The organism is Bacillus sp. TSO22 (genome assembly GCF_020223595.1).
GTDB lineage: Bacteria > Bacillota > Bacilli > Bacillales > Bacillaceae > Bacillus > Bacillus inaquosorum.
Genome location: NZ_JAHAWO010000013.1, coordinates 106,653 through 130,697 on the forward strand (window position 1 = coordinate 106,653; position 24,045 = coordinate 130,697).

Consider the following 24,045-nt stretch of genomic DNA (forward strand, 5'->3'; position numbering starts at 1 on the left):
AGGCTAGCCTCTCTGCTTTTTTCATTTCACCGCAGCTCTTAATTCCTCCGCCGCAAATTCTACATTTGGGCCAATGATCACTTGAACCGATTGCCCGCCTGATTTGACGACCCCTTTTGCGCCTGCTTTCTTTAACAGCGCTTCATTCACTAAAGCGGTATCCTTCACAGTCAGTCGCAGTCTTGTGGCGCAATGATCAATGGTTTGAAGGTTTTCTTTTCCGCCGAGCCCTTTCAGCATGATGTTTTCATTGACATCATGAACTGTATTTTCATCCAGCACTTCATCAATGTCATCATCTTCCCGTCCCGGCGTTTTTAAATTCAATGCCTTAATCAGTACATAAAACACGATAAAGTATATTGCCGCATAGCATATACCTACCAGGAGCAGAAGCAGCGGTTTTTCTGCGATTCCGTAGCTGAGCACATAATCGATGGCTCCGGCTGAGAAAGAGAAACCTGTGCGGATGCCGAGCCAGTTGACGATAAATAAAGACAGCCCGGTTAAGACCGCGTGAACAGCGTATAAAAGCGGAGATAAAAACATAAATGCAAACTCAATCGGCTCCGTAATCCCTGTAATAAACGCAGTCAAGGCAAACCCGATCATCATTCCCGCCGTCGCTTTCCGTTTTGACGGCTTCGCAGTTACAACCATAGCCAGACATGCCGCCGGAAGACCGAACATCATAATTGGGAAGAATCCGGTCATATATGTGCCCGCTGTCGGATCTTTCGCGAAAAAGCGCGCCAGATCACCTGTCACTCCGTTATATTCTCCGAATTGGAACCAGAAAATATTGTTCAGCACGTGGTGAAGGCCAAGCGGAATTAACAGCCTGTTGAACAGGCCGAATATGCCAGCTCCAATGCCGCCGAGCCCCAGCATCCATTCTCCAAACGCATTAATGCCCGATTGAATCGGCGGCCAGACAACTCCGAATATGCCGGCTAAAATAATCGTAATAATGGCTGTTACAATCGGCACAAGCCGTCTGCCGCTGAAGAATCCAAGATATTCAGGCAGCTTTGTATCCTTGAAGCGGTTATAGGTGTAACCGGCTATTAAACCAGCAATGATTCCCCCAAATACCGCCATGTTGTTTGTTTTATCAATTGTCTTTGTCGCCGCGTCAAGCATCAGATACGATATCGCCCCTGATAAACCCGCGGCCCCATTGCTGTCCTTTGAAATGCCGATGGCAATCCCGATCGCGAAAATAAGCGGCAGATGATCAAAAACCGCCGTCCCCGCTTGATAGATAAACGGGATATTAAATACATCCTCTCTGCCAAGCGCAAGGATTATTCCAACTGCAGGCAGAACCGCAATCGGGAGCATAAATGACTTCCCGAGTTTTTGTAAAAATGAAAGCATACCCATCCCCCTCATACCCTTTTTTTTCAAATATACCATATAAGATATCTAGTGATCTATACCAATTTTCCCGGAGTATTTCTTTTTTCCCAGGTCCGTGTGTTTCCTATTTTTAAGACAGTTGTGGTAAGCTTAATCTAGATTATTTAAAAAGAAAGCGGGAATGACAGATGATTGTAACAAACGATCAAGAATTAGAAGGCCTGAAAAAAATCGGAAGAATCGTCGCGCTGGCGCGTGAAGAAATGAAACGGAAAGCAGAGCCCGGAATGAGCACAAAAGACCTTGACCTTATCGGAAAAGCGGTGCTTGATGAGCACGGCGCCGTTTCAGCTCCTGAGAAGGAATACGACTTTCCGGGCGTGACATGCATCAGTGTAAATGATGAAGTGGCTCACGGCATACCAAGCACCTCCAAAATTTTAAAAGCCGGAGATCTTGTGAACATTGACATCTCTGCTGAATTTGGCGGCTTCTATGCCGACACAGGCATCTCATTTGTGCTCGGTGAAGGAGAAGAACGCCTTCATAAGCTTTGCCAATGCGCAGAAGACGCTTTTCAAAAAGGGCTGCAGCAGGCAAAAGCAGGCAAGCGCCAAAACCAAATCGGAAGAGCCGTTTATCATGAAGCACGCTCTCAAGGCTTTACCGTCATCAAAACCCTGACCGGCCACGGAATCGGCAGAAGCCTGCATGAAGCGCCGAACCACATCATGAACTATTATGATCCGTTCGATAACGCGCTTTTCAAAAACGGCACAGTCATCGCGCTTGAACCTTTTATTTCAACGAAAGCGGAAACGATTGTTGAGGCTGGAGACGGCTGGACGTTCAAGACACCGGATAAAAGCATGGTTGCCCAAGTTGAACACACCATCGTCATCACAAAAGATGAACCGATTATCCTGACAAAACTGTAAAACACATTCCGGGCTACCGGATGGTTTAACCTCCGCCAATTGCAGGTAAAGCATCACTATTCTGCAGGAGGAGGTATTGCAATGAACAGAGATCAAGAAAAAATCCAAATTGAAAACGAAATGAATGCAATGCATGGCACAACAAAAGAAGAAATTTTAAAAGACTTCGAGGAATTTAAAGACTACCTGAAAAAACAAGTTAACCGAGGCAAAAAGCTGGGATTGGATGACGGCAAGCTTGTGAAAAGCGCCGCGATCCTGGGAGACTATCTCAAGAAGCATGAAGAGCCGCAAAACAGTGAAGAAATGCTGCTGCAAGAGCTTTGGAGCGTTGCGGACGAAGATGAGAAACAACATTTGGCACAGCTGCTGGTCAAATTGGTTGATAAACAATAAAAACACGAGCCGGGCACATATGCTGCCCGGCTTTCTTGATATTGTCACAGCCCGGCTCTTCCAGATATGCTACACTACTATTATGTCTGTGAAAGGAGCCTTTATCTGCATGTGGTTTATTATTTTCGGCATCATTTTTTTCATTGAAGGCATCATTATGACCGTTTACGGCGTGAAGAAAAAAAACGGGATGCTCACATATATCGGCATTGTGTTCAGCATTATGACATTTGGCGTTGTCATGATGAAACTAACTGGCCATTAAATCATATTCAGCTTTACTCCGCATATACATACAGAAGAACATTCGTACAGCTAGTGCGAAAGGCTCAGTTTTTCCCACATCTCTTTTCAGCATCTTTTCATGGATGTTACAATGCCAATCGTTTGGTAAAATCCTCTCCATTGGGAGAGATAGGGAAAGGAGTTTTCTGACATGCATTACGGCAGTAAAGGCTGGTATGTGGCAGAATTAAAAAAGCAGGGGATCACGCACCATGAAGGAAGAAAGCTTCAAAGCTATAAAACCTATTTTCTTGCCAACCTGCTTGAAACAAAGAAAAAACAATCTTAAAAATGGTAAAGCCGCGCACGTTGATATGCGCGGCTTTTTTTCTATTCAGCGGGCTGCAGCCTGTCCCTTTTTTTCATAAATGACGCTCTCCAGCTTTCCGACAGTGCGTCTTCACTTAAAATCCGCTCAATGGCAGCAAGATTTTTTGTGTCATGGTAGTTGATACGGTTTGCGAATTGGACTGAGATGCCTGCCGCTCCTCTGGACAGCAATTCCAGTTTGGCGCCGGGAGCCACTCTGCCCTCTTCCAGCACGCGAAAATAAAAGCCGGTATAGCCGGTTTGCTGAACCTTCAGCACCATTTCCTTTACACCAAACTTTTTCGCCAGCTTTACACACGGCTGGCGCGGCTGGCTGACCTGAACAACAGCTTCATCAAGCTTGAACACATCCCCGATGCAAACGTTCTCCTCGGTCAGGCCCGTGACCGTCAGATTTTCACCAAATGCGGCGCTTGGCAGCGGTCTTGAGAGGAACTCTTCCCAATACGGATAATGCTCCGCCGGGTAGACACAGACAGCCTTATCAGGTCCGCCGTGATTGACGAGATCCGCCTGTCCATCTCCTTCAAAATTCTCCCGATACAGCATGACAGCGGAATCAGCCGGCCGCTTCATGATGCCGGTTTCGATTTTCTTTCCGTCATATTCAAGCGTCTGCGGCTTGCCTAGATTAAGAGAAAGAACTGAATAATGCGCTGGTTCCATACAAACACATCCCCTTTACAGGTTGTAAAATGATTGATTATCATAAAAAGAAAAGGTGGTTTTTACATGCTTCAATACCGAATCGTTGTAAACGGCCGGGTTCAAGGTGTGGGCTTTCGCTATTTTGTTCAAATGGAAGCCGATAAGCGAAAACTGGCCGGCTGGGTCAAAAACCGAGATGACGGCCGTGTCGAGATTTTGGCAGAAGGCCCGGAAAACGCCTTACAATCGTTTCTTGAGGCTGTAAAGAAAGGCAGCCCTTTCTCAAATGTTACCGACGTCTCTGTCACTGAATCCCGCAGCCTTGAAGGCCATCACCGTTTTTCCGTTGTTTACTCGTAAGGCTTATCCTGATAAAAGTAGTTTGGCTTAACGATTGTGTTGTCATAGGAACGGTGGAAGATATGAGTGGCAGCGGGTGAAATCGGCGGAATCAGCCACGTCCAGTCCCCCGTCAGCTTTCTGCCCGCTTCTTCCTCCTGTTCTTCAAACCGTTTAAACTGGCTTGCCGCGGTATGATGGTCAACGATGCTGACACCCTGCTTTTTATACGAGTGCAGCACAGCTTTATTCAATTCAACAAGCGCTTGATCCTTCCATAAATCCGTATTGTAATCAGTAGAAATGCCGATAACGGACGCGACTTTTTTGAGCTTGTCGTACCGCTTTTCATCTGCCAGGTTTCTCGCTCCGATTTCCGTGCCCATATACCAGCCGTTAAACGGCGCGGCATTATAATGAATGCCCCCGACCTCAAGCTTCATATCAGAAATAATCGGCACCCCGTACCATTTCAGCTCCAGATCAGAAAACGCTTCGATATCCGGATGTGTGATTGGAACCTCGATCACAAGTGAACGCGGCAGGTCATACCAGACCGGCTGTTCGTCGCCTTTCATGCGAAAAATGAGCGGCAGCAGGTCAAAATCCGTTCGCTCTCCGCGCCAGCCGAGCTCTTCGCAGGCTGCGGTCAGGGAACGGGAAGCCGGGTCGCCGATTCTTTCTCCGCCTGATTCATATCCAGCGTACCGGATCAGCTGATGATTCCAGATCTCGACTTGCTTTTCACCCTTCTCTTCCGGAGGGAAAATCGTAATGGTCGGCCTGATTTTCCCGTTATTGGTGGCGGTTTCAATATGATGAAAGAGGGCGTCACGCACTTCTTCCTTCGTCCGGACGTCACGTCTGTCGATGACATTCAGCGAATTCCAGAACAATCTGCCGATGCAGCGGTTGCTGTTTCTCCAAGCCATTTTTGCCCCGTGCGCAAGCTCTTCCCTCGTATGTACATAGCTTCCGGTCCGGTCAATTTCACTTTTAATGCTATCGAGACGGTCTTTCACTTCCTCTTCCTTGCCCAATTCCTGATAGCATGCGGCAATAAACGCTTTCGCTTCGTTCCAAAGTATTTCTTTTTCTTCCAACAAACTCTCCCCTTCAAATCGCATTCATGCTTTTCATTGTATCGTTTTTAAGCCGGAAGACAAATGATTTTTCTGTATCTTCTTGGAAAACAATAAAAAACACCCGCGTGTGCGGGTGTTAAAGAGACGCTAAACGATTTGCCAATTCAATTAAGTCACTGCGAAAGTTTTTGCCGGTCATCGGTATGCCATGCCCGGTCAGCAGTGCTTCCGGTTCAAGGCCGGCAAGCTTCTGAATGGATTCGGCAGCCGTCTCTGTGTCAGGCGTGAAATAAGCCGGCGGCCCATGAAGCTCCTGTTTCTGAATCAGGACGTCTGCCATTTTCTCCTGTTCCACGGTAATGACTGCATCGCCTGCTACAAGCACGCGTCCGTCCTCGCGGAATAACGAAATATGGCCCGGCGTGTGTCCCGGAGTCGCAATCCACATCCACTCGTCAAGAAACGGTACAGAGCCGTCTTCCGACAGTGTCTGCACATGTGAGGAAATATCGATGGAGTGCCGCGGAAACAGCGGCGACAGCTTGGCAACCAGCCCGCTCTTGCTGTCAGGACGAGCCGGAGGATAATCCTCTTTACCTGTTACATAAGGCATTTCCCGAGAATGGACATACACAGGAACATCCCAATGCTCAAGGATCCCTTCGATTGCCCCGATATGATCAAAGTGCCCGTGTGTGAGGATAATCGCCTTCAGCTGAAAATCATCGCCGAATCTTTGTTTGGCTTCACTTACAATCATGTCGGCTGATTGAGGCATGCCCGCATCAATTAAAACAAATGAGCGAGGTTCAGAAGGCAGCTGAATAAAATAGACATTCGCAATTTGCACGGTCAAGCCGTGCACCCCTTTTGCCGCTTCGAACCCCGTTCCGCTTCTGACCGAAGTCAGCGGCATATAAGGATCACTCATGATGACACCTCCGGTATGTTGTATGCCGTTAGTGTGTGTCATTACGCTTGAATTATCATACTGAAATAGAGATCGCACCGATCAATAGAGCGATAGCCGTCATGACGATCACTGCGAGAACCGCCCATTTCAATGCGAATTTTTGATGGTCGTCAATAGAAACCCCGACAAGTCCGACAAGCAAATGAGTAGATGGCACAAGCGGGCTCAGCATATGGATCGGCTGGCCGATGATAGAGGCTCTGGCAATTTCCACTTTATCAACACCATATGCGACAGCCGTTTCTGATAAAATCGGCAGCACCCCGTAGAAATATGCGTCATTCGGCATCAGGAATGTGAAAATACCGCTGGTTAAGGCCACAATCGCCGGGATCAATCCGCCCATTTGTTCCGGAATCATCGACACAAGTGAAATCGCCATTTCATCAACCATTTTGGTGCCTGTCAAAATCCCCGTAAAAACCCCTGCCGCAAAAATCATTGAGCCAATAGCCAGCACGTTGCTGGAATGCGCCGAGATGCGCTGTCTCTGATGCTCAAGGTTTGGATAATTCACAATCAGCGCAATACAGAACGCAATGACAAACAGTACGGTTAAACTGACTTTACCCGATACTAAACATCCTATCAAAGAAAGCGTTAACAATAAATTGAACCACCACAGCTTCGGCCGCCTCCACTCATCTTCAACCGCAGCCGCCGGCTCATTGGCATTGGCCGGCTGTTTCAGTTCAATCACCCCAAGGCGCTTTCGTTCCGCTTTTCCAAGCACATACGCAACTGCAACCATACAAAGCATCCCGCTTGCGATGACAGGAATCATCGGCCCTGTAAGTTCAGCCGGATCAACCCCCAGCGCGCTCGCCGCCCGCGGCGTCGCGCCACCCCACGGAATTGTGTTCATGATCCCCATGCCGACTCCCGCGATTCCCGCCAGGATAATCGGCCGGATGCCAAGCAGCAGATAGAGCGGAAGCATTGCGCTTGTCGTAATCATATACGTGGTCGAGCCATCTCCGTCCAAGGCGACGAGCATCGTAAGAACCGCTGTCCCGACAACAATCTTTAACGGGTCGCCTTTGACCATGCTTAAGATTTTGCCAACCATCGGATCAAACAGCCCTGTATCAATCATAATCCCAAAATATAAGATCGCAAACATAATCATGACCGCAGTCGGCGCTACCTGCTGAATCCCCGAAATCATCATGTCCCCGACTTCAGTAAATCCAAATCCGGCGATCAGCGCAAACACAATCGGCGTCAAAACTAACGCTGTCAGTACAGAAAGCCGTTTTGTCATGATCAATGCCATAAACACGAGCATCATGAGAAAGCCTAAGATTGCTAACACACCCATTCCCCCTTAAATGAATCCGCTTACATTTTTTTCTCCCTTACTCCCCTTTTTGTCTTGCCTTTTTGCCATCGTATGGGAAAAACATTCGCAAGTAAATAATTTGGTTTTTTTGTATTTTTAAATTTTTAAAACCTTTTTGTTCTTTTTGATCATTTCTGGGCACATAAAAAGATAGCGTGATTGAAAACCCTTGAAGTCTAGGAAAGGCGAGCATTGGAGCAGACTTTTACAGGATGTGATGACGGCGGGGTTTAGGCAGGGCGCCTGAGCGATTAGCCGTCGTTCCTTTCATAACTGGTAAGCACCGACGCGCAGGCTTGACTATGAATGCGAGGGTTTGTCGACACGAAAAAAATCCCGGAATGCCGGGATCTTAATTTCCTGTCATAATGCTTTGATAAAAAACGGATTGCTGGTCAAGAAACCGTTTCGTTTCCCTGCTGTTCAAATAAAAGCTTTCCCAATCCTGTTCGTTTATTTTTCGCTTCCACTCAGGCGAGGATGTGACCTTCTTTAGCGCTTGATCCCAGTAAGAAATCTCTTCCTCCGACATGTTTTTCGGGCCCAAAACCCCTCTCCAATGAGAAAACACAAACGGGATCCCCTGCTCCTTCCACGTCGGAACATCAGGAAAACCTGGAAGCCTTTTATCAGACGTTACAGCAGCTAATGTGATATCGCCGTGCCGCTCATATGGTTTCGCTTCAGATAGTGTCATTGAAGCCGCTTCTATCTCATGTCTGAACAGCGCCTGAATGAGCTGCTCACTGCTGTCATACTGCAGAAATTGAATGTCAAAAGGGTCAATGCCGTACATATCAGCCGCTCTGACAAACGAGAGCTGATCATCATTGCCAAGCCCCGGCGCAAAGCCGATTTTCACCTTGCCGGGATGCATCTTAATCTCATTCAGCAAATCCTTGCCGTTTGTTAACGCTGATCCTTTTGGCAATGCAACAGTCTGCCATTCCTTGGAGAGAATGGCGAGCGGAGTAAAATCGTCCGTTTTTAATTTACTTTGCCCGAGAAGATCATTGCTCAGGATTAAACTGGACGTCATGCTGATGGTCTGTTTACTGCTTTCATTGACATATTTCCAGCCTTTCTCTCCCCCGCCGCCGGGTTTATAGACAACATGAACCTCACCCTTCACGATCTGCTTCTGCCTCAGAACAGATTGGATCGCCTGCGCTGTGACATCCCAGCCGCCAGAAGGCTCAGCGGGGACGACAATTTCAATTGGCCCGTCTGGCAGGCGCGGCGCAGCCGCCTGCCTGATGTCCCCCTGCATAAAGATCAATAGAGCAATCAATAGGATCATATACTTTTTCATATCTAGTCCGCCGCCAAATAATATTTTCTCTCCGGCCTGCCGATAATCCCGTATTCAAGCTCGGCTCTTGCTTCTTCCTTTGCCACAAGGTACTCGGCATAGCGGCGGGCGGTCGTTCGTGACGCCCCCATTTTTTCCCCAAGCTCTTCTGCTGTTAATCCTTCTGCTGCATTCCGAAGCGCTTCTTTAATTTTTCGCAGTGTTATCGAATTAATGCCTGTCGGCAAATTCTCTGCCGGCAAAGATGTCTTCACACCGTTCCCGAAAATATGATCAATCATGGATTGACTGACCTCCGGCTGAGACAAAAGCAGCTTCCTTTTTTCTTTATACTGAAGCAGCACTTGTCTGAACTTGTCAGCCGTTACGGGTTTGATCAAATAGTGGGCAACCCCTGCCCTGAGCGCTTCCTGTAAATGACGCGTTTCTGTTGCCGCTGTGATGATCATAATGTCCACTTCAGGAAATCGGCTTCGTATCTCAGGAATCAATGTGGTCCCAAGCTCGTCCGGCATATAAATATCGAGCAGAAGCAAATCAGCCTTTTGTTCCTCCAAAAGCGCCATTGTCTCTTTGGCATTGGCCGCTTTTCCGATAATCTTGAATCCATCAAGCTGTTCAATCAATCTCTCATGGATTTGCGCAACCCGAAAATCATCCTCCGCAATCGCGATGTGAATCAAATGGATTCCCCCTTTGTTTCTCCTTCGGTATAAATACAGTGAATACCGCACCGCCACTTTTTTGGTTCGCCAGTTCGATCCAGCCGCCCAGTTCATGCACTGAGTCTTTGACATTAGCCAGACCGTAGCCTCTCTTCATCCCCTTTGAAGAATAGCCTCTTTGAAATACAGCTTCCATCTTATCGGGCGATACACCGGGCCCTGTGTCTGATACTTCGATGACAATATCATGGCCCATATCCGTGATGAAAAACAAAACCTCCTTCACGCTTTGCTCTGCTACCGCTTCGAAAGCGTTATCAATTAAGTTGCCAATAATCGTAATGAGATGGGACAAGCCGATATGTGCAGGAAGAGGCGCGAGCGAGCTGTTCTCATCAATAGACAGCTTGACCTTTTTTTCCGATGCCTTGCTTATTTTTCCCAGCAAAATCGCCTGCACCTGCTGCGAATGGATGTTTTGGAATAAAATATCATGCTGTTCATTTTGTATCGCGTATTCTTCTTTAATCAGCTCAATGGCTTCATCATACTCACCGAGCTCAAGCAGCCCTAAGATCGCGTACAGCTTATTTGAGAATTCATGGGTCTGCGCCCTGAGATCCTCTGAATATTTGCGAACCTCCGTCAGTGTATCGATCAGCTTTTTCAGCTCTGTTTTCTCCCGGAAGCTGACGACAATCCCATACGCCTGCCCGCCTTGAGTCATCACTTTCGTATTGATAATAAAAACTTGATCATTGACACTTACCTCCTGGTTCGGCAGTATGTCTCCTTGTTCAAGCACAGATTTCAGCCCGGCTCCTGGCATGACGTCATCAATAGGAAGATGGATCACAGGCTCGGGAAGCTTCAGCATCTCGGCCGCCGACACGTTCATCATAGTGACGACGCCTTCACGATTGGTGGCAATGATTCCTTCTCTAATCGCAAAAAGCATTGCATTCCTTTCCCGATAAAGAGCCGCGATCTCATGCGGCTCAAGGCCAAGCGTATCCTTCCTGATGCTTTTTGCCAGCGCGGCGGCACCGGCAAATCCGAGCAGCAGCACAAGCACAGCGATCACACTCAAGTTTCTCAAATGCTTTTTGATGCCTTGCTCGGTCTCCGTTTGCAGAAAATCAACAGACACGCTGCCGATCACTTGGCTGTATCCCTTCTGCTCTTTAATGATCGGCGCGCTCCCTCTGATGACTCTTCGTCCATCTGCTTTTGTTTCAGAAACATGCGAGCCGCCAAACAAAATTTCTCTGCTGCGCTCCAGCTTCTTTTGACCGCTTTTTTCTGAGGCGCTCCGAATGTCTCCTTTTTCGTCCAACACATAAATGGCATACGCGCCAGTCTGTTCTTTCATTTGTTCAATGACCTCTTGCGTCTCAGCCGCATACCCGCCTTTTCTCTCAATGAGCTCTTTAGCCGGCGGCATATAGGAAATGGTTCTCGCCGTCTGAACCGCCAGCTGCTCTGCCTGTCTCCGTTCCTCCTGTGTATGCTGAACGGCTAACGTAATGGTCAGCACACCAATGACAAAGACCAGCAGAGCCGCAATGAGCCCCATTATTTTTGTTTGCAGGGAAAAATGGACCCGCTTTTTCACCACAGCACCAGCCGTCCTTTCTACCTAGATCATATCATTTTTTATAGGGAATTTTCTTATTTTTCAAAATCCATTCTCTTGTGAAAGGGTAAAATATTTTTTGCAGATAGTAAAATGAAGAGAAAATAAAAAAGGCAGACGAAGTCTGCCTTTTTCTTTCTACCATATACCTAGTACTTTCCACCATAATCCGCCGATCACAAGCCATACGACAATATGAACAATCGACAGGATAAATCCGATGGACCACCATTTGCTTTGCGGAACGTAGCCTGCTCCGAAGAAGACCGGAGCCGCTCCAGCACCGTAGTGAGTCGTTGACCCGAACAGGTTGCTGAAGAATGCGAGACTCAGTGCTGCTAAAAGCGGAGGTGCGCCCGCTGCCACGATGACAGCCAGGAATGCTGAATACATCGCACTAATGTGGGCTGTCGCACTTGCAAAGAAATAATGAGAATAATAATACACAACAATTAAGATTAAGAACGCCACAATCCAAGAGAATCCTGATACGGATGATTTCATGGCATTGCTGAACCAAGACACCATGCCTAACTCATTCAGGAAGTTGGCCAGCATGACAAGCGCCGCAAACCAAGTGAGCGTATCCCAAGCGCCCTGTTCTTTCTTGATATCATCCCAAGTCAGAACCTGTGATAATAATAGAACGGCCAAACCGATCAATGCGGTTGTGGTTGCGTCGATGTTGAAGCTGCCGCCAAAAATCCAAAGCACAAGCACCAAAAGAAAGACAATAACCATGGAAAGCTCTGATTTTTTGAATGGTCCCATTTCTTTCAGTTTTTCTGTTGCGATTTTCGCCGCATCCGGTGTTTCTTTGATTTCCGGCGGATACAGCTTGTAAATTACAAGCGGTGTGATGATTAAGCTTACAAGTCCCGGTACAATCGCGGCAATTGCCCAGCTTGTCCATGTTAAGTCCACCCCTGCGACATCATGGGCCAGCTTGGCAATCAGCGGGTTTGCCGCCATCGCCGTTAAGAACATAGCAGATGTGATCAGATTCCCCTGAAAACCGGTTTTCAATAAGAATGCGCCGATTTTTCGCTCTGTTCCATTTGCCGGGCTTGATCCGAATGTTTCGGATAATGATCTGATAATAGGAAATATAATGCCTCCTGCACGCGCCGTATTACTTGGAATAGCAGGTGAAAGTATTAAATCACTGAACAGCAGTGAATAAGAAAGTCCAAGGGTTTTTTTCCCGAATTTCTGAACGAATACATACGAAATTCTCGCACCGAGCCCGGTTTTGATAAATCCCCGGGAAATAAAGAATGCGATCACGATAAGCCAAATGGTCTTATTCCCGAATCCGCTTAATGTATCCTCAATTGATAGTGTTCCAGTTAGTGCAGTAACCGCCAATGCAAAAATTGCAATTGCACCCATTGGCAAGGGCTTGGAGATAAAGCCGATAATTGTCGCGACAAAGATCGCAAACAAATGCCAAGCTTTAGGTTCAAGTCCGGACGGAGCGGGAATAAACCAGATGATTAGTCCCACAGCGACAGTAATAAGCAATGGAACAAGCTTTACTGCTGACTGTTTTCCTGCGTCTTTTTCTGAAGCCATAAATAGGTCTCCTCCTATATACTTGTTTTCCGATCCCCTTTCCCATTCTACTCCTTAACTAAGTTAATAAACAATTTAATTAATTAAAAAACACAAAGGTGAGCAGCCCTTTGTGTTTTTTCATTTCTTAATTCAGTTTACCCGCACCCGCTTGAGATATAACATTCGATTTCACATTCGCTGAAGCATCGATTGTGCCGTGCAGAGACGGTGTCCAGCCGACAGAAGAGCTCAATCCGTTTGCAGCCGATGCGCTGATTTGCGTGCCATTCAGCAAGGTGCCTGAGTCATATAAAGCTGTTCCCCCGCTGAATACGCTGATTGTTTTAGCAGCAGTCAATCCCGGAACGTCAATGGCATTGTTTTGAGCATAAATTTTAGATGACTTTCCGATTCCCCACGCATAGCTGAAGGCATAACCTGAGGAGCTTGTGCTGCCTTCATAATAGTTGTTGTATACGTGCACTTGTCCAAAGCGGACTCTCGGTGCGCGCTGGACGATATTTTTGTAGTGGTTATGGTGAAGCGTAATTTTCAATTTGCCATCATCAGATGTTTTGCTGTCGCTTGATCCGAAAATGGAGCTTTTATCATGATCGTGATAATAGTTGTAAGACATCGTGATATAGTTAGCGCCGTTAGAAGCATCAGTTTGTCCGTCATGGTGCTGATATTCTCTGCCGAAATACTTTGGCGATGTGCTGTCCGGACGTGAGCCGTCATTAAATGTACAATGGTCAATCCATATATGCGTGCCGCCGTTTATCGTGATGTTGTCGTATTGAGAGTTCCAGTTTCCTGAGCTTCCGTCAGTTGGATCCCATTGCGGAAAATAATCATAGGCGTCCTGGAATTCGAGATTGCGGATAATGACGTTATCACTCTTAATTTGGAAGTTTCCGCCCACAATTTTGGCATTTGTCCCTGAACCGACGATTGTCGTGTTTGCAGGAATATCCAGCATGACCCGTGCTTTTTGGTTTTTCTGAGAGCGTGCTCTGGCTTCTTCTTGTGTTCCGGAAGGCTCTTTTTTGCCCCATGTGCTTGGATCATAGGCTTTCAAATATTTGTTCAAATCGTACTCTGGATCTTTATAGTCATTTAAACCAAGCGGCTTCAAATTGTCATCCACATTCATGTCAATTGTTCCCTTGATATAAATGATTTTTGGCGTTGTGTTGGTATCCTTGCCTAATGCCGAGACAAGCTGGTTTCTGTTGCTGACGGTATACACGTTCGAGGACGATGCTTTTGATCCGCCTGTCGTGCCCGTCGAGTACGCGCCCCAGCCATCATTTGACCCTAATGTTTGATGGCCCAAATCAGCCGCGTTTGCGCCAGCTGGAGTCAACCCTAAGAATAGAGCCGTAGCTAACATCACTTTTTTCATCCACTATGAACCCCCATTTTCTATTTTGTGAGATTTTATTCCAATTTATCACAAAAATATAATAGCAAATTGAGGGACATCCAGAACCGAAAATGTTCCGCTATCTAATTGCGGCATTCTGCAAAACATGCACCGCAAAAACCGCAAAAAACCCAAAAGGCCGAAGTTTGCCTTTTGGGTTCTATCCCTGCATTAAGCCCAGGATTTCACTTTTTCATTGTCTGTTACAAAGAGAAGCACTTTCCCTTCATCCAAACGTTTTTCAAATTGAGCGGCTTCATCTTCAGAAAAGCCGATTTCATGAATTTTATTGCGGAGCTCGTCTCCTTTTTTATTAAACACGTTTCCTACCGCATTCTTAAAACCCGTTTCTTTGGCTCCGATCGTGTTGACGTTCGTGTTGTCTGCCAGCCGTTCCGTTCTGTCATCGTCGTGAGCTAAGACGTATACATCCTCTTTCGCAACACCCATTTGCTGTAATTCTTCTACATCCTTCATGAGCTGTTCGTCGTTTGTATACTCTTTTACTACTGGTTTCATTCCGACATTCCTCCTTCATGATTACTATATTTCTTTCATACCCGGTAGGATATAGATGAAACAGATTCCAGAACATTGAAGCGAAAAACAGGAAGAATGGTAGTAGCCATTTATTTTCCGCCCATGGTAAAGTGATAGGAACGGGGAATATTTTCAGAAAAATCAAAATCAAAGAGAAACCGCTGCACGGAGCAAACGATCATGAATTGCTGTCTTTATCCGTACGAGCAGGAGGTATGTCTAATGCAATACTTTTCACCAGAACAGCAATACAATGCATGGGTTGTGAGTGATTTAGTCAAACAGATTTTCCATCAGCGCGCCGGCTGTTCACCCGGAATTCACGAGCTTGCGGTCTTTGCTGAGGAACATTTTCATATCGATATCGACTTTGTCTTCTCGATTATCATGAATATCGGCGACATTGAATTCGCGCTCGCAGAAGAAATAGAAAAGAAATTATCCGGTTATCTCGGCGCTCTCCTTCCTTATGTTAATGCTGATATGCTTAAAAACTCTAAAGCTAATGCCCAAGCGTTTTTGTCTCGGAGACACAGCGATGCTGTATACCATTTATTTGTGTCTGATGATGCTTTCATGAGAAAGCAGTAAAACCGACGCTTTCTTTACTAAAAAAATATTGACATGATGAGCCATGCTATTATAGTGTTTACATGTGATAATGATTCTCATTACTAAATCTAAAAAAAGGAAGAATGACATGCGCACCTATTCTAACAAGTTGATTGCCATCATGAGTGTTCTATTAATCGCCTGCTTCATTGTATCCGGCTGTTCATCAAGCCAGAATAACAGCGGAAGCAGCGAAAGCAAGTCTAAGGATTCAAGAGTGATCCAGCACGAAGAAGGAAAAACGCCAGTAAGCGGCACACCTAAGCGGGTGGTTGTCCTTGAGCTTTCATTCTTGGATGCTGTCTACAACCTCGGCATTACGCCGGTGGGCATCGCCGATGACAACAAAAAAGATATGATTAAAAAGCTTGTCGGCAGCTCAATTGATTATACATCGGTAGGCACACGCAGCGAACCGAATCTAGAGGTCATCAGTTCCTTAAAGCCTGATATCATCATCGCTGATGCTGAACGCCATAAAAACATTTATAAACAGCTGAAACAAATCGCCCCGACGATTGAATTAAAAAGCCGGGAAGCGACATATGACGAAACGATCGACAGCTTTACAACCATTGCTAAAGCATTAAATAAAGAAGATGAAGGAAAAGAGAAGCTTGCAGAGCACAACAAAGTGATCAACGATCTAAAAGCGGAGCTTCCGAAAGATGAAAACCGCAACATCGTTCTTGGGGTTGCTAGAGCAGATTCATTCCAGCTTCATACGTCATCATCTTATGACGGAGAAATCTTTAAAATGCTTGGCTTTACGCACGCAGTGAAATCAAATGAAGCCTATCAAGAGGTCAGCCTTGAGCAATTGAGCAAAATCGATCCAGATATTTTGTTCATCTCAGCCAACGAAGGCAAGACAATTGTAGACGAGTGGAAAACGAACCCGCTCTGGAAAAATCTCAAAGCGGTGAAAAACGGACAAGTCTATGATGCAGACCGTGACACTTGGACAAGATTCAGAGGGATCAAGTCTAGTGAAACAAGCGCCAAAGACGTCCTCAAAAAAGTGTATAATAAGTAAGACTATGAGAAGCGAGGGGAAATCCTTGCTTCTTCGTTTTTGCAATCAGACGCAGTAAGGAAGTGAGACTGTTGTATCATTCAGCCAAACGGCGCTTATCATCGAGACTGATGATATTTATCATCGCACTGATCATTTTTATATTCGGGCTTGGGCTTAATCTATCAGTAGGAGCCTCAGACATCGGCATCATAGATTCATTGAAATATCTTTTTGTATGGGACGGTTCAAAGGAACAGCTCATCATCTCTACTCTTCGCCTTCCCCGCACATTAATCGGCGTTTTCGTCGGTGCCAGCCTTGCCGTAGCAGGGGCGCTGATGCAGGCCATGACTAGAAACCCTCTGGCTTCACCTCAAATTTTCGGTGTGAATGCGGGCGCATCGCTTTTTGTCGTTGCTTCTCTCGTCATTCTGCCGGCATCGCCCTATTCTTCCGTTGTATTCGCTTTTGCGGGTGCGGCAGCAGGCGGCGCGATTGTGTATATGATTGCCTCATCCGGCGGAATGACACCAGTCAAGCTGGCGCTGTCGGGAATGGCGGTGCATTTGTTCCTCTCCTCCATGACACAGGCCGTCATTATTTTAAATGAGTCGGGAGAGGATGTCCTGTACTGGATGACAGGCGCGATTGACGGAAGCAATTGGCAGGACGTCATGACCATCGCTCCGTTTTCTGTCATCGGCATCGGGCTTGCCCTCGTGTTTTCCGGTTCTGTTTCTGTCCTCGGTCTTGGGGACGAGACAGCAAAAGGGCTAGGGCAAAACATGAACGGCATTCGGATTCTGATCAGCTTTATCATTTTAATTCTTTCCGGCGCTTCCGTAGCCGTCGCCGGGCCGATCGGCTTTGTCGGACTGCTCATTCCGCATATTGTCCGCAAGCTGATCGGAGAACATTATCAATATGTGCTTCCGTTTTCAGCGCTGTTCGGTGCCATTTTGCTTGTGTACGCAGATGTTCTGGCCAGATGGATTGCGTTTCCTTATGAATCACCGGTCGGCATTGTCACCGCGATTATCGGAACACCGTTTTTCTTATATTTGGCAAGGAAAGGGCGAAATCTGAAATGAAGAAAACAACCAGAAAACAAAAACGCCCCTTGCTGGCGATACTCATATTGGCCGTGCTTCTGATCGTTCTGTCCGTCATCAGCATCGGCTTCGGTGCATTATACATTTCACCGGATGCGGTGGTGACAAATTTGCTGGGACTGGATCATTCCTTTGAATTCATCATCCAGCAATACCGCCTTCCCCGGATTATACTAGCGATTTTGGCCGGTGCCGGGCTTGCCGCGGCCGGTGCGATTTTGCAGGGTGTCATCCGCAATCCGCTCGCTTCCCCGGACGTTGTCGGCATTTCAAAAGGGTCCGGACTTGCGGCCATGGCTGTGATTCTGATTTTTCCTAAATCGCCAGTGTACGTGCTTCCGTTCTCTGCATTTGCCGGAGCCGCCATTATTGCTGTACTATTATTAATGATAGCCCGCAAAAAAAGCATTCAGCCCTCTTCATTGGCTCTATCAGGCATCGCCTTAGGCGCGGTCTGCCACGCCGGGATGCAATATATGATGGTGAAGTTTCCGGGCGACGTGAATGCTGCACTCATTTGGCTGACAGGCAGCCTCTGGGGAAGAAACTGGGAAGAAGTCAAGCTGCTTGCGCCATGGCTTTTGATTCTTTTGCCGATCGTCTGCATTCTCATACCGAAGCTGGATCTTATGTCACTCGGCGATGAGCTTGCGCAGGGTCTCGGCGAAAACGCAAACCGGCTGAGATTCATTCTGATTTTCACCGCGGTTGCGCTGGCGGGAAGCTGTGTAGCCGTCGTTGGCTCAATCGGTTTTATCGGTTTGCTTGCTCCGCATATCGCCAGACGGCTTACCGGAGAAAAAGCTAAATATTTACTGCCTGCATCGGCATTGATTGGTGCTATTATATTATTAATTGCAGATACGTTAGGGCGCGGCATCATGCCTCCGGTTGAAATACCGGCCGGAATATTGACAGCCGTGATCGGCGCGCCTTATTTCTTATATTTATTGAAATTCGAAGCGAGGAAACAGTAGGGAGAGGATATCATGGGAAAACTGGCTGCAGACCAGCTCACTCTTTCATATGACAGCACAGTGATTATTGACGGAGTCGATTTAAAGATAGAAGAGGGAAAAATCACTGCACTCATCGGCGCCAATGGCTGCGGGAAATCAACAATCCTCAAATCACTCGCCAGGCTGATGGCGCCAAAAAGCGGTACGGTACTATTAGAAGGAAAAGATATCCACCGCCAGCCGTCAAAAGAAGTCGCAAAAAAACTGGCCATTCTTCCTCAATCTCCTCAGGCGCCTGAAGGATTGACGGTAGAGGAATTGTGCTATTTCGGCAGACATCCTCACAAAAAACTGTTATCCAAGCATACCCAAGAGGATCACGATATGGTAGAGTGGGCCCTGGAAGCAACGGGAATGATAGAGCTGAAGGAACGGACACTGGATGCTCTCTCAGGCGGTCAAAGACAAAGAGCATGGATTTCCATGGCGCTTGCTCAAGGAACTGATTTGCTTTTGCTTGATGAACCGACCACGTATTTAGACATTTCACACCAGATTGAAGTGCTTGAGCTGCTGAAAAAGCTGAACCGCGATCATGGCCGCACCGTTGTGATGGTGCTCCATGATTTAAACCAGGCCGCTCAATATGCTGACTATCTGATCAGTGTGCTGGACGGAAAAGTATACAATGCCGGAACACCGGAAGATGTGTTTACCCAGCCATTTTTCCGTGAAGTCTTCGGCCTGGAATGCTGCATCATGAGAAGCCCGATCGACCAGAAGCCAATGTGCCTGCCGACGGGACTGTGTCCGAAATTACGGGCGTGATAAAAAGGAGAGGAACCCCCTCTCCTTTTTTGCATGCCGGCTTACCTTTTGTATTTCTCCTCCTCTCCATGTTACAGTGGTGTCAATCAAGTGATAGGAGGATGAAAATGACAGCATCTCAGCAGCAAATTCAATTAGCAAGACGCCCGCAAGGTGTTCCCGTTCATGAAGATTTTCGCTTTGAAACCATTCCGGTCCCCGAGCCGAAGCAAGGGGAAGTGCTTGTCAAAACGCTTTATGTATCAGTTGACCCTTATATGCGTGGCCGTATGCAGGATACGAAGTCATATGTTGAGCCGTTCGCCTTGAATGAAGCGCTCTCTGGCGGGGTCATCGCTGAAGTCGTATCAGACGGCGATCATCTAAAAAAAGGCGATATCGTCATCGGAAACCTCAGCTGGCAGGAATTTTCCGCTGTGAGCGAGTCAGCCTTGCGAAAAATTGATACAAGCCTCGCTCCCGCTTCGGCCTATCTCGGCATTTTGGGAATGACCGGCTTGACGGCATATTTCGGACTGCTGGACATCGGGCGCCCGAAAGAAGGCGAAACCGTGGTAGTCTCCGGAGCAGCGGGAGCCGTCGGTTCAGCGGTCGGGCAGATTGCCAAAATCAAAGGCGCGCGAGTCGTCGGCATCGCGGGCTCTGATGAGAAAATCGCGTATTTAAAACAGGAGCTGCAGTTTGACGAAGCCATCAACTACAAAACAGCTGATGATATCCAAAAAGCGCTTGAAGACGCTTGTCCTGACGGTGTCGATGTGTATTTTGACAATGTCGGCGGGCCAATCTCAGATGCGGTCATGAATCTGCTCAATGAATTTGCCCGCATTCCGGTGTGCGGCGCCATTTCTTCCTATAACGCTGAAAGCGAAGAAGATGATATGGGGCCCCGCGTCCAATCGAAGCTGATCAAAACCAAGTCGCTGATGCAAGGGTTTATCGTAGGCGACTACTCCGATCGCTTTTCTGAGGGAGCAAAACAGCTGGCCGAATGGCTAAAGGATGGAAAGCTCCATTACGAGGAAACCATCACAGAAGGCTTCGAAAACATTCCTGACGCGTTTCTCGGTTTATTTAAAGGCGAAAATAAAGGAAAACAGCTGATCAAAGTCAGTGATCCGAGCTGACATGATAATGAAAACACGGAGGGATTTTTGCCCTTCGTGTTTTTGTGTATGGTCAGGTGCGAAGAATCAAAGTGAGAAAGCCATCTTCATCAGGTTCAGTGTCCTCCAAAGTATATCCGGCTGCTTGAAAGCAAGCCAGACTGATTCGATTGTCTTCTTCAATGCATGCAGCCCATTCCCGCACACCATTAAAATCAGGGTCACTCAGCAGTTTTTGCAATATCTGTTTTCCGTACCCTTGAAGCCGGTACAAAGGATTTACGATCAATCCAATATACGCCCGCTTCTCCCCGAACTCCATAACGACCATCCCTGCCGGAAGCTGCCCGTCATAAGCCATCATGACAGTATCGTCTTCATCTTTATTCACTCGTGCATACCACACATCTAATGGCAGCATCCCATCCATTCTCCGCCTTGTATCCTCATCTTCAAACCATTGTTCAAGGATTTTCAGCTCCGGCTCCTTCATCACTTGAAATCTGTCTATTGAAACCATCTTCCCACCCCGCGCGATCCCTTTTCTATTATTTTACAACAAAAAAGAAGGGCTTACCGCCCTCCTTTTTATTTCGTCTTCAATTTTCCGCCTGTATACACAGCTTCACTCAGCTCCACGCCAAGCTTCTTCGCCATTTTTTTCAGCTTTGATTCTTCGAGTTTCGTAACGAGGCTCAGCACGTTGCCTTCTTTTCCGGCCCGGCCTGTTCGGCCTGATCTGTGTACATAGCCGTCTTCGTCAGGAATATCGGCATGAATCACGTACGGCAGGTTTTCGATATCCAAGCCGCGTGCAGCAATGTCAGTCGCCAATAAGAGCGGGAATTCTCCGTCTTCAAATGCGGCAATGATTTTCGCCCGCTCCATTTTTTTCGCTTCACTGTGCAGAACACCGAGATCGACATGATGATACGCCAGCTTTTCCGCATATACGCTCAGGTTGCCGATGTCTCTCACAAATACAAGCGCCTGCATGCCTTGGAGTCTTGACAGCTTTTGCAGCAGCTTCACTTTATCGCGCTGGTCGCAAATCAGATATTGATGCTTCACTTTCCCAGCTTCCGCCTTGCTTCGCTGCACCTTCAACACCTCAGGCTCTTGCGCCAATTCGCGGAGCACGTCCTCAGTTTCCTTTTTAAGAGTGGCAGAAAAACAAAGAAGCTGCCGATCTCTCAATGTCGTTTTAATGATTTGCTTCATCGTTTCGCGATGCTCCGGCAGGACAAGCTGATCTGTTTCATCAAGCACGATCGTTTTCACTTCATGCATTTTGAGTTTCTTCGCTTTAATCAGCTCAAATACCCTGCCCGGCGTACCGACAATGATATGCGGATGTTTTTTCAGCTTTTCGACCTGCTTCTTCACATTCGCCCCGCCGATTAAGGAAGCCGCGCGCAGCTCTGAGCCCGCTTTCCAATCCTGAATCACCTGAAAAATCTGCATCACCAGCTCACGCGACGGCGCTAAAATCACCGACTGCGGATGCTTCTGATCTGGCTTAATTCGCTCCAAGACCGGCAGCGCATACGCAAGCGTCTTGCCTGTGCCTGTCGGCGATTCCGCGATGACATCCTTTCCATCCATGATCAGCTGTGCTGCCTGCTCCTGAACAGGTGTTGGCTTTTGAAAGCCGGAAGCATTCCAATTCTCTTGTATAAATGATTGTGCATTATGTAAAAATGGCCAAGTTTGCGTCATTTTTGTTCTCCTCAATTCCTGAAATCTACTCCATAGTATCTCAAAACCTCGCCCGGAACGCAATTTTTCTTTTTCTTTCCTATACCTTTCAACATTCCGATTCCTCCTTTATAATCAAAAGGGTGAATAATACACGCCGATTGTGCGTGTTTGATAAACGATAGAGGTGTAAACATGAGTATTTTATCTGTAAAGGATTTAAGCCACGGCTTCGGTGACCGGGCCATTTTTAATAACGTCTCCTTCCGCCTGTTAAAAGGCGAGCACGTCGGGCTGATCGGCGCAAACGGTGAAGGAAAATCAACCTTCATGAATATTATTACCGGAAAGCTTGAACCTGATGAGGGAAAAGTCGAATGGTCAAAAAATGTCCGTGTCGGCTACCTGGATCAGCATACCGTGCTGGAAAAAGGAAAATCCATCCGTGACGTCCTGAAAGACGCATTCCATTATTTATTTGCGATGGAAGAAGAAATGAACGAGATTTACAACAAAATGGGCGAAGCTGATCCCGACGAGCTCGAAAAGCTGCTTGAAGAAGTCGGTGTGATTCAAGACGCGCTGACGAACAATGATTTTTATATCATTGATTCCAAAGTGGAAGAAATTGCCCGCGGCCTCGGCTTGAGCGATATCGGATTAGAGCGTGATGTCACTGATTTGAGCGGCGGACAGCGCACAAAGGTTCTTCTCGCCAAGCTGCTTCTTGAAAAGCCGGAAATTCTGCTTCTCGATGAGCCGACCAACTATCTTGATGAACAGCATATCGAATGGCTGAAACGTTATCTGCAGGAATACGAGAACGCGTTCATCTTGATTTCCCATGATATTCCGTTCTTAAACAGCGTCATCAACCTGATTTATCACGTTGAAAATCAAGAGCTGACACGCTATGTCGGCGACTACCATCAGTTTATGGAAGTCTACGAGGTGAAGAAACAGCAGCTTGAAGCAGCGTATAAAAAGCAGCAGCAGGAAGTCGCTGAGCTGAAGGATTTCGTTGCCCGCAACAAAGCCCGCGTCAGCACGAGAAACATGGCGATGTCCCGCCAAAAGAAACTCGATAAGATGGATATGATTGAGCTCGCGGCAGAAAAGCCAAAGCCGGAATTCCACTTCAAGCCGGCGAGAACGTCAGGCAAGCTGATTTTTGAAACGAAGGATCTGGTGATCGGTTACGATTCCCCGCTGTCACGTCCGCTGAACCTCCGCATGGAGCGCGGCCAAAAAATCGCCCTTTACGGCGCGAACGGCATAGGAAAAACGACATTGCTGAAAAGCCTGCTTGGCGAAATCCAGCCGCTTGAAGGCTCGGTTGAACGCGGCGAGCATCTCTTTACCGGCTATTTTGAGCAAGAGGTCAAGGAAACAAACAACAATACGTGCATCGAAGAGGTATGGAGCGAATTCCCTTCGTATACGCAGTATGAAATCCGGGCCGCTCTGGCGAAATGCGGACTGACGACAAAGCATATCGAAAGCCGCGTCTCCGTATTAAGCGGGGGCGAAAAAGCGAAAGTTAGATTGTGCAAGCTGATCAATTCGGAAACAAACCTGCTGGTGCTCGATGAGCCGACAAACCATTTGGATGTCGACGCGAAGGAAGAGCTCAAGCGCGCGCTGAAAGAATACAAAGGCTCGATTCTGCTTATTTCCCACGAGCCCGACTTTTATATGGATATCGCGACAGAAACATGGAACTGCGAGTCATGGACGACGAAAGTGCTTTAAACCGAAGAAAACCCGCCTGCTAAAGGGCGGGTTTTTTACTGCCATTTTTTCTGAACGATTCTCAACAGCTCTCTGTCTTTTAAAATGAGCTGCAATGGATATGGTAGTAAAGAGAAGGTTGCA

The 24,045-nt window shown here is 47.2% G+C and carries 25 protein-coding genes; 12 read left to right on the top strand and 13 right to left on the bottom strand.

Translation table 11 applies throughout. The features are described 5' to 3' along the window. Positions 1 to 21 precede the first annotated feature (21 nt). Complete coding sequence (gene nagE, locus KHQ79_RS16275; protein ID WP_225516063.1) at positions 22 to 1,380, bottom strand: N-acetylglucosamine-specific PTS transporter subunit IIBC; 1,359 nt, start codon at positions 1,378 to 1,380, stop codon at positions 22 to 24. A gap of 170 nt (positions 1,381 to 1,550) precedes the next feature. Here nagE and map point away from each other — a divergent pair, with 170 nt between their 5' ends. From map to KHQ79_RS16295, 4 genes are all read left to right on the top strand, one after another. Continuing rightward, a complete protein-coding gene (map, locus tag KHQ79_RS16280; RefSeq protein WP_060398158.1) occupies positions 1,551 to 2,300 on the top strand; it encodes a type I methionyl aminopeptidase in 750 nt (249 codons plus the stop codon). A gap of 81 nt (positions 2,301 to 2,381) precedes the next feature. Next, positions 2,382 to 2,696: a DUF3243 domain-containing protein gene (locus KHQ79_RS16285; RefSeq protein WP_003239880.1), complete on the top strand. Its 315-nt coding sequence runs from the start codon at positions 2,382 to 2,384 to the stop codon at positions 2,694 to 2,696. A 109-nt stretch (positions 2,697 to 2,805) separates the two neighbouring features. After that, positions 2,806 to 2,961: a hypothetical protein gene (locus tag KHQ79_RS16290; protein ID WP_003239883.1), complete on the top strand. Its 156-nt coding sequence runs from the start codon at positions 2,806 to 2,808 to the stop codon at positions 2,959 to 2,961. Between the two features lie 171 nt (positions 2,962 to 3,132). Then, positions 3,133 to 3,270, top strand: a complete 138-nt coding sequence (locus tag KHQ79_RS16295) for a YflJ family protein (RefSeq protein WP_003239885.1) — start codon at positions 3,133 to 3,135, stop codon at positions 3,268 to 3,270. Positions 3,271 to 3,311: 41 nt separating this feature from the next. Here KHQ79_RS16295 and KHQ79_RS16300 read toward each other — a convergent pair whose 3' ends face one another. Continuing rightward, positions 3,312 to 3,977 carry an MOSC domain-containing protein gene (locus tag KHQ79_RS16300; RefSeq protein WP_225516065.1) on the bottom strand — a complete coding sequence of 222 codons (666 nt, stop codon included), beginning with the start codon at positions 3,975 to 3,977 and terminating at the stop codon, positions 3,312 to 3,314. Between the two features lie 66 nt (positions 3,978 to 4,043). Here KHQ79_RS16300 and KHQ79_RS16305 point away from each other — a divergent pair, with 66 nt between their 5' ends. Further along, entirely contained in the window at positions 4,044 to 4,319 is a 276-nt protein-coding gene (locus KHQ79_RS16305) for an acylphosphatase (RefSeq protein WP_060398155.1), read from the top strand. On the opposite strand, the gene nosA is transcribed toward KHQ79_RS16305, so the two are convergent. The 9 genes from nosA to KHQ79_RS16350 all read right to left on the bottom strand — a co-directional run bounded on the left by nosA (position 4,310) and on the right by KHQ79_RS16350 (position 14,816). Further along, positions 4,310 to 5,401 (bottom strand): nitric oxide synthase, encoded by a 1,092-nt coding sequence (gene nosA / locus KHQ79_RS16310; protein ID WP_225516067.1) that lies wholly within the window; start codon positions 5,399 to 5,401, stop codon positions 4,310 to 4,312. The genes KHQ79_RS16305 and nosA overlap by 10 nt on opposite strands. Positions 5,402 to 5,519: 118 nt before the next feature. Then, positions 5,520 to 6,314, bottom strand: coding sequence for an MBL fold metallo-hydrolase (locus KHQ79_RS16315; protein ID WP_225516069.1), 795 nt, complete (start codon positions 6,312 to 6,314; stop codon positions 5,520 to 5,522). Positions 6,315 to 6,369: 55 nt separating this feature from the next. Beyond that, on the bottom strand, positions 6,370 to 7,671 hold the full coding sequence (citM, locus tag KHQ79_RS16320; RefSeq protein WP_225516071.1) for an Mg(2+)/citrate complex secondary transporter CitM: 1,302 nt from the start codon (positions 7,669 to 7,671) through the stop codon (positions 6,370 to 6,372). Between the two features lie 379 nt (positions 7,672 to 8,050). Further along, entirely contained in the window at positions 8,051 to 9,010 is a 960-nt protein-coding gene (locus KHQ79_RS16325) for a tripartite tricarboxylate transporter substrate binding protein (protein WP_003239899.1), read from the bottom strand. Positions 9,011 to 9,012: 2 nt separating this feature from the next. Next, positions 9,013 to 9,693, bottom strand: a complete 681-nt coding sequence (citT, locus tag KHQ79_RS16330) for a two-component response regulator CitT (RefSeq protein WP_003239901.1) — start codon at positions 9,691 to 9,693, stop codon at positions 9,013 to 9,015. Continuing rightward, entirely contained in the window at positions 9,665 to 11,293 is a 1,629-nt protein-coding gene (yflR, locus tag KHQ79_RS16335) for a two-component sensor histidine kinase CitS (protein ID WP_225516073.1), read from the bottom strand. Before yflR ends, citT begins: the two co-directional genes overlap by 29 nt. 156 nt (positions 11,294 to 11,449) lie before the next feature. Beyond that, positions 11,450 to 12,886 (bottom strand): anion permease, encoded by a 1,437-nt coding sequence (locus KHQ79_RS16340; protein ID WP_133488970.1) that lies wholly within the window; start codon positions 12,884 to 12,886, stop codon positions 11,450 to 11,452. A gap of 127 nt (positions 12,887 to 13,013) precedes the next feature. After that, on the bottom strand, positions 13,014 to 14,276 hold the full coding sequence (locus KHQ79_RS16345; protein ID WP_148983141.1) for a pectate lyase: 1,263 nt from the start codon (positions 14,274 to 14,276) through the stop codon (positions 13,014 to 13,016). Between the two features lie 192 nt (positions 14,277 to 14,468). After that, positions 14,469 to 14,816 (bottom strand): YflT domain-containing protein, encoded by a 348-nt coding sequence (locus KHQ79_RS16350; RefSeq protein ID WP_225516075.1) that lies wholly within the window; start codon positions 14,814 to 14,816, stop codon positions 14,469 to 14,471. A gap of 243 nt (positions 14,817 to 15,059) precedes the next feature. On the opposite strand from KHQ79_RS16350, the gene KHQ79_RS16355 reads away from it, so the two are divergent. The 6 genes from KHQ79_RS16355 (at position 15,060) to KHQ79_RS16380 (ending at position 20,493) form a co-directional block, all read left to right on the top strand. Continuing rightward, the gene (locus KHQ79_RS16355) at positions 15,060 to 15,428 is read left to right on the top strand and encodes a YfmB family protein (protein ID WP_225516077.1); all 369 of its coding nucleotides are present in this window, start codon (positions 15,060 to 15,062) and stop codon (positions 15,426 to 15,428) included. Positions 15,429 to 15,537: 109 nt separating this feature from the next. Next, positions 15,538 to 16,485, top strand: a complete 948-nt coding sequence (yfmC, locus tag KHQ79_RS16360; protein ID WP_084990710.1) for a Fe(3+)-citrate ABC transporter substrate-binding protein YfmC — start codon at positions 15,538 to 15,540, stop codon at positions 16,483 to 16,485. A gap of 71 nt (positions 16,486 to 16,556) precedes the next feature. Further along, the gene (gene fecD, locus KHQ79_RS16365) at positions 16,557 to 17,558 is read left to right on the top strand and encodes a Fe(3+) dicitrate ABC transporter permease FecD (RefSeq protein ID WP_003239919.1); all 1,002 of its coding nucleotides are present in this window, start codon (positions 16,557 to 16,559) and stop codon (positions 17,556 to 17,558) included. After that, on the top strand, positions 17,555 to 18,556 hold the full coding sequence (yfmE, locus tag KHQ79_RS16370) for a Fe(3+)-citrate ABC transporter permease YfmE (protein WP_088111342.1): 1,002 nt from the start codon (positions 17,555 to 17,557) through the stop codon (positions 18,554 to 18,556). The genes fecD and yfmE overlap by 4 nt, the downstream gene beginning before the upstream one ends. 12 nt (positions 18,557 to 18,568) lie before the next feature. Beyond that, on the top strand, positions 18,569 to 19,366 hold the full coding sequence (gene yfmF, locus KHQ79_RS16375) for a Fe(3+)-citrate ABC transporter ATP-binding protein YfmF (RefSeq protein ID WP_225516078.1): 798 nt from the start codon (positions 18,569 to 18,571) through the stop codon (positions 19,364 to 19,366). Positions 19,367 to 19,473: 107 nt separating this feature from the next. Continuing rightward, positions 19,474 to 20,493, top strand: coding sequence for an NADP-dependent oxidoreductase (locus KHQ79_RS16380; RefSeq protein WP_225516080.1), 1,020 nt, complete (start codon positions 19,474 to 19,476; stop codon positions 20,491 to 20,493). A 52-nt stretch (positions 20,494 to 20,545) separates the two neighbouring features. On the opposite strand, the gene KHQ79_RS16385 is transcribed toward KHQ79_RS16380, so the two are convergent. Together KHQ79_RS16385 and KHQ79_RS16390 are read right to left on the bottom strand one after the other, a co-directional pair. Beyond that, positions 20,546 to 20,992, bottom strand: coding sequence for a GNAT family N-acetyltransferase (locus KHQ79_RS16385; protein WP_225516082.1), 447 nt, complete (start codon positions 20,990 to 20,992; stop codon positions 20,546 to 20,548). A gap of 68 nt (positions 20,993 to 21,060) precedes the next feature. Continuing rightward, positions 21,061 to 22,191 carry a DEAD/DEAH box helicase gene (locus tag KHQ79_RS16390; RefSeq protein ID WP_225516084.1) on the bottom strand — a complete coding sequence of 377 codons (1,131 nt, stop codon included), beginning with the start codon at positions 22,189 to 22,191 and terminating at the stop codon, positions 21,061 to 21,063. Positions 22,192 to 22,365: 174 nt separating this feature from the next. On the opposite strand from KHQ79_RS16390, the gene KHQ79_RS16395 reads away from it, so the two are divergent. Then, on the top strand, positions 22,366 to 23,922 hold the full coding sequence (locus KHQ79_RS16395) for an ABC-F family ATP-binding cassette domain-containing protein (RefSeq protein ID WP_019257748.1): 1,557 nt from the start codon (positions 22,366 to 22,368) through the stop codon (positions 23,920 to 23,922). Positions 23,923 to 24,045: the final 123 nt, after the last annotated feature.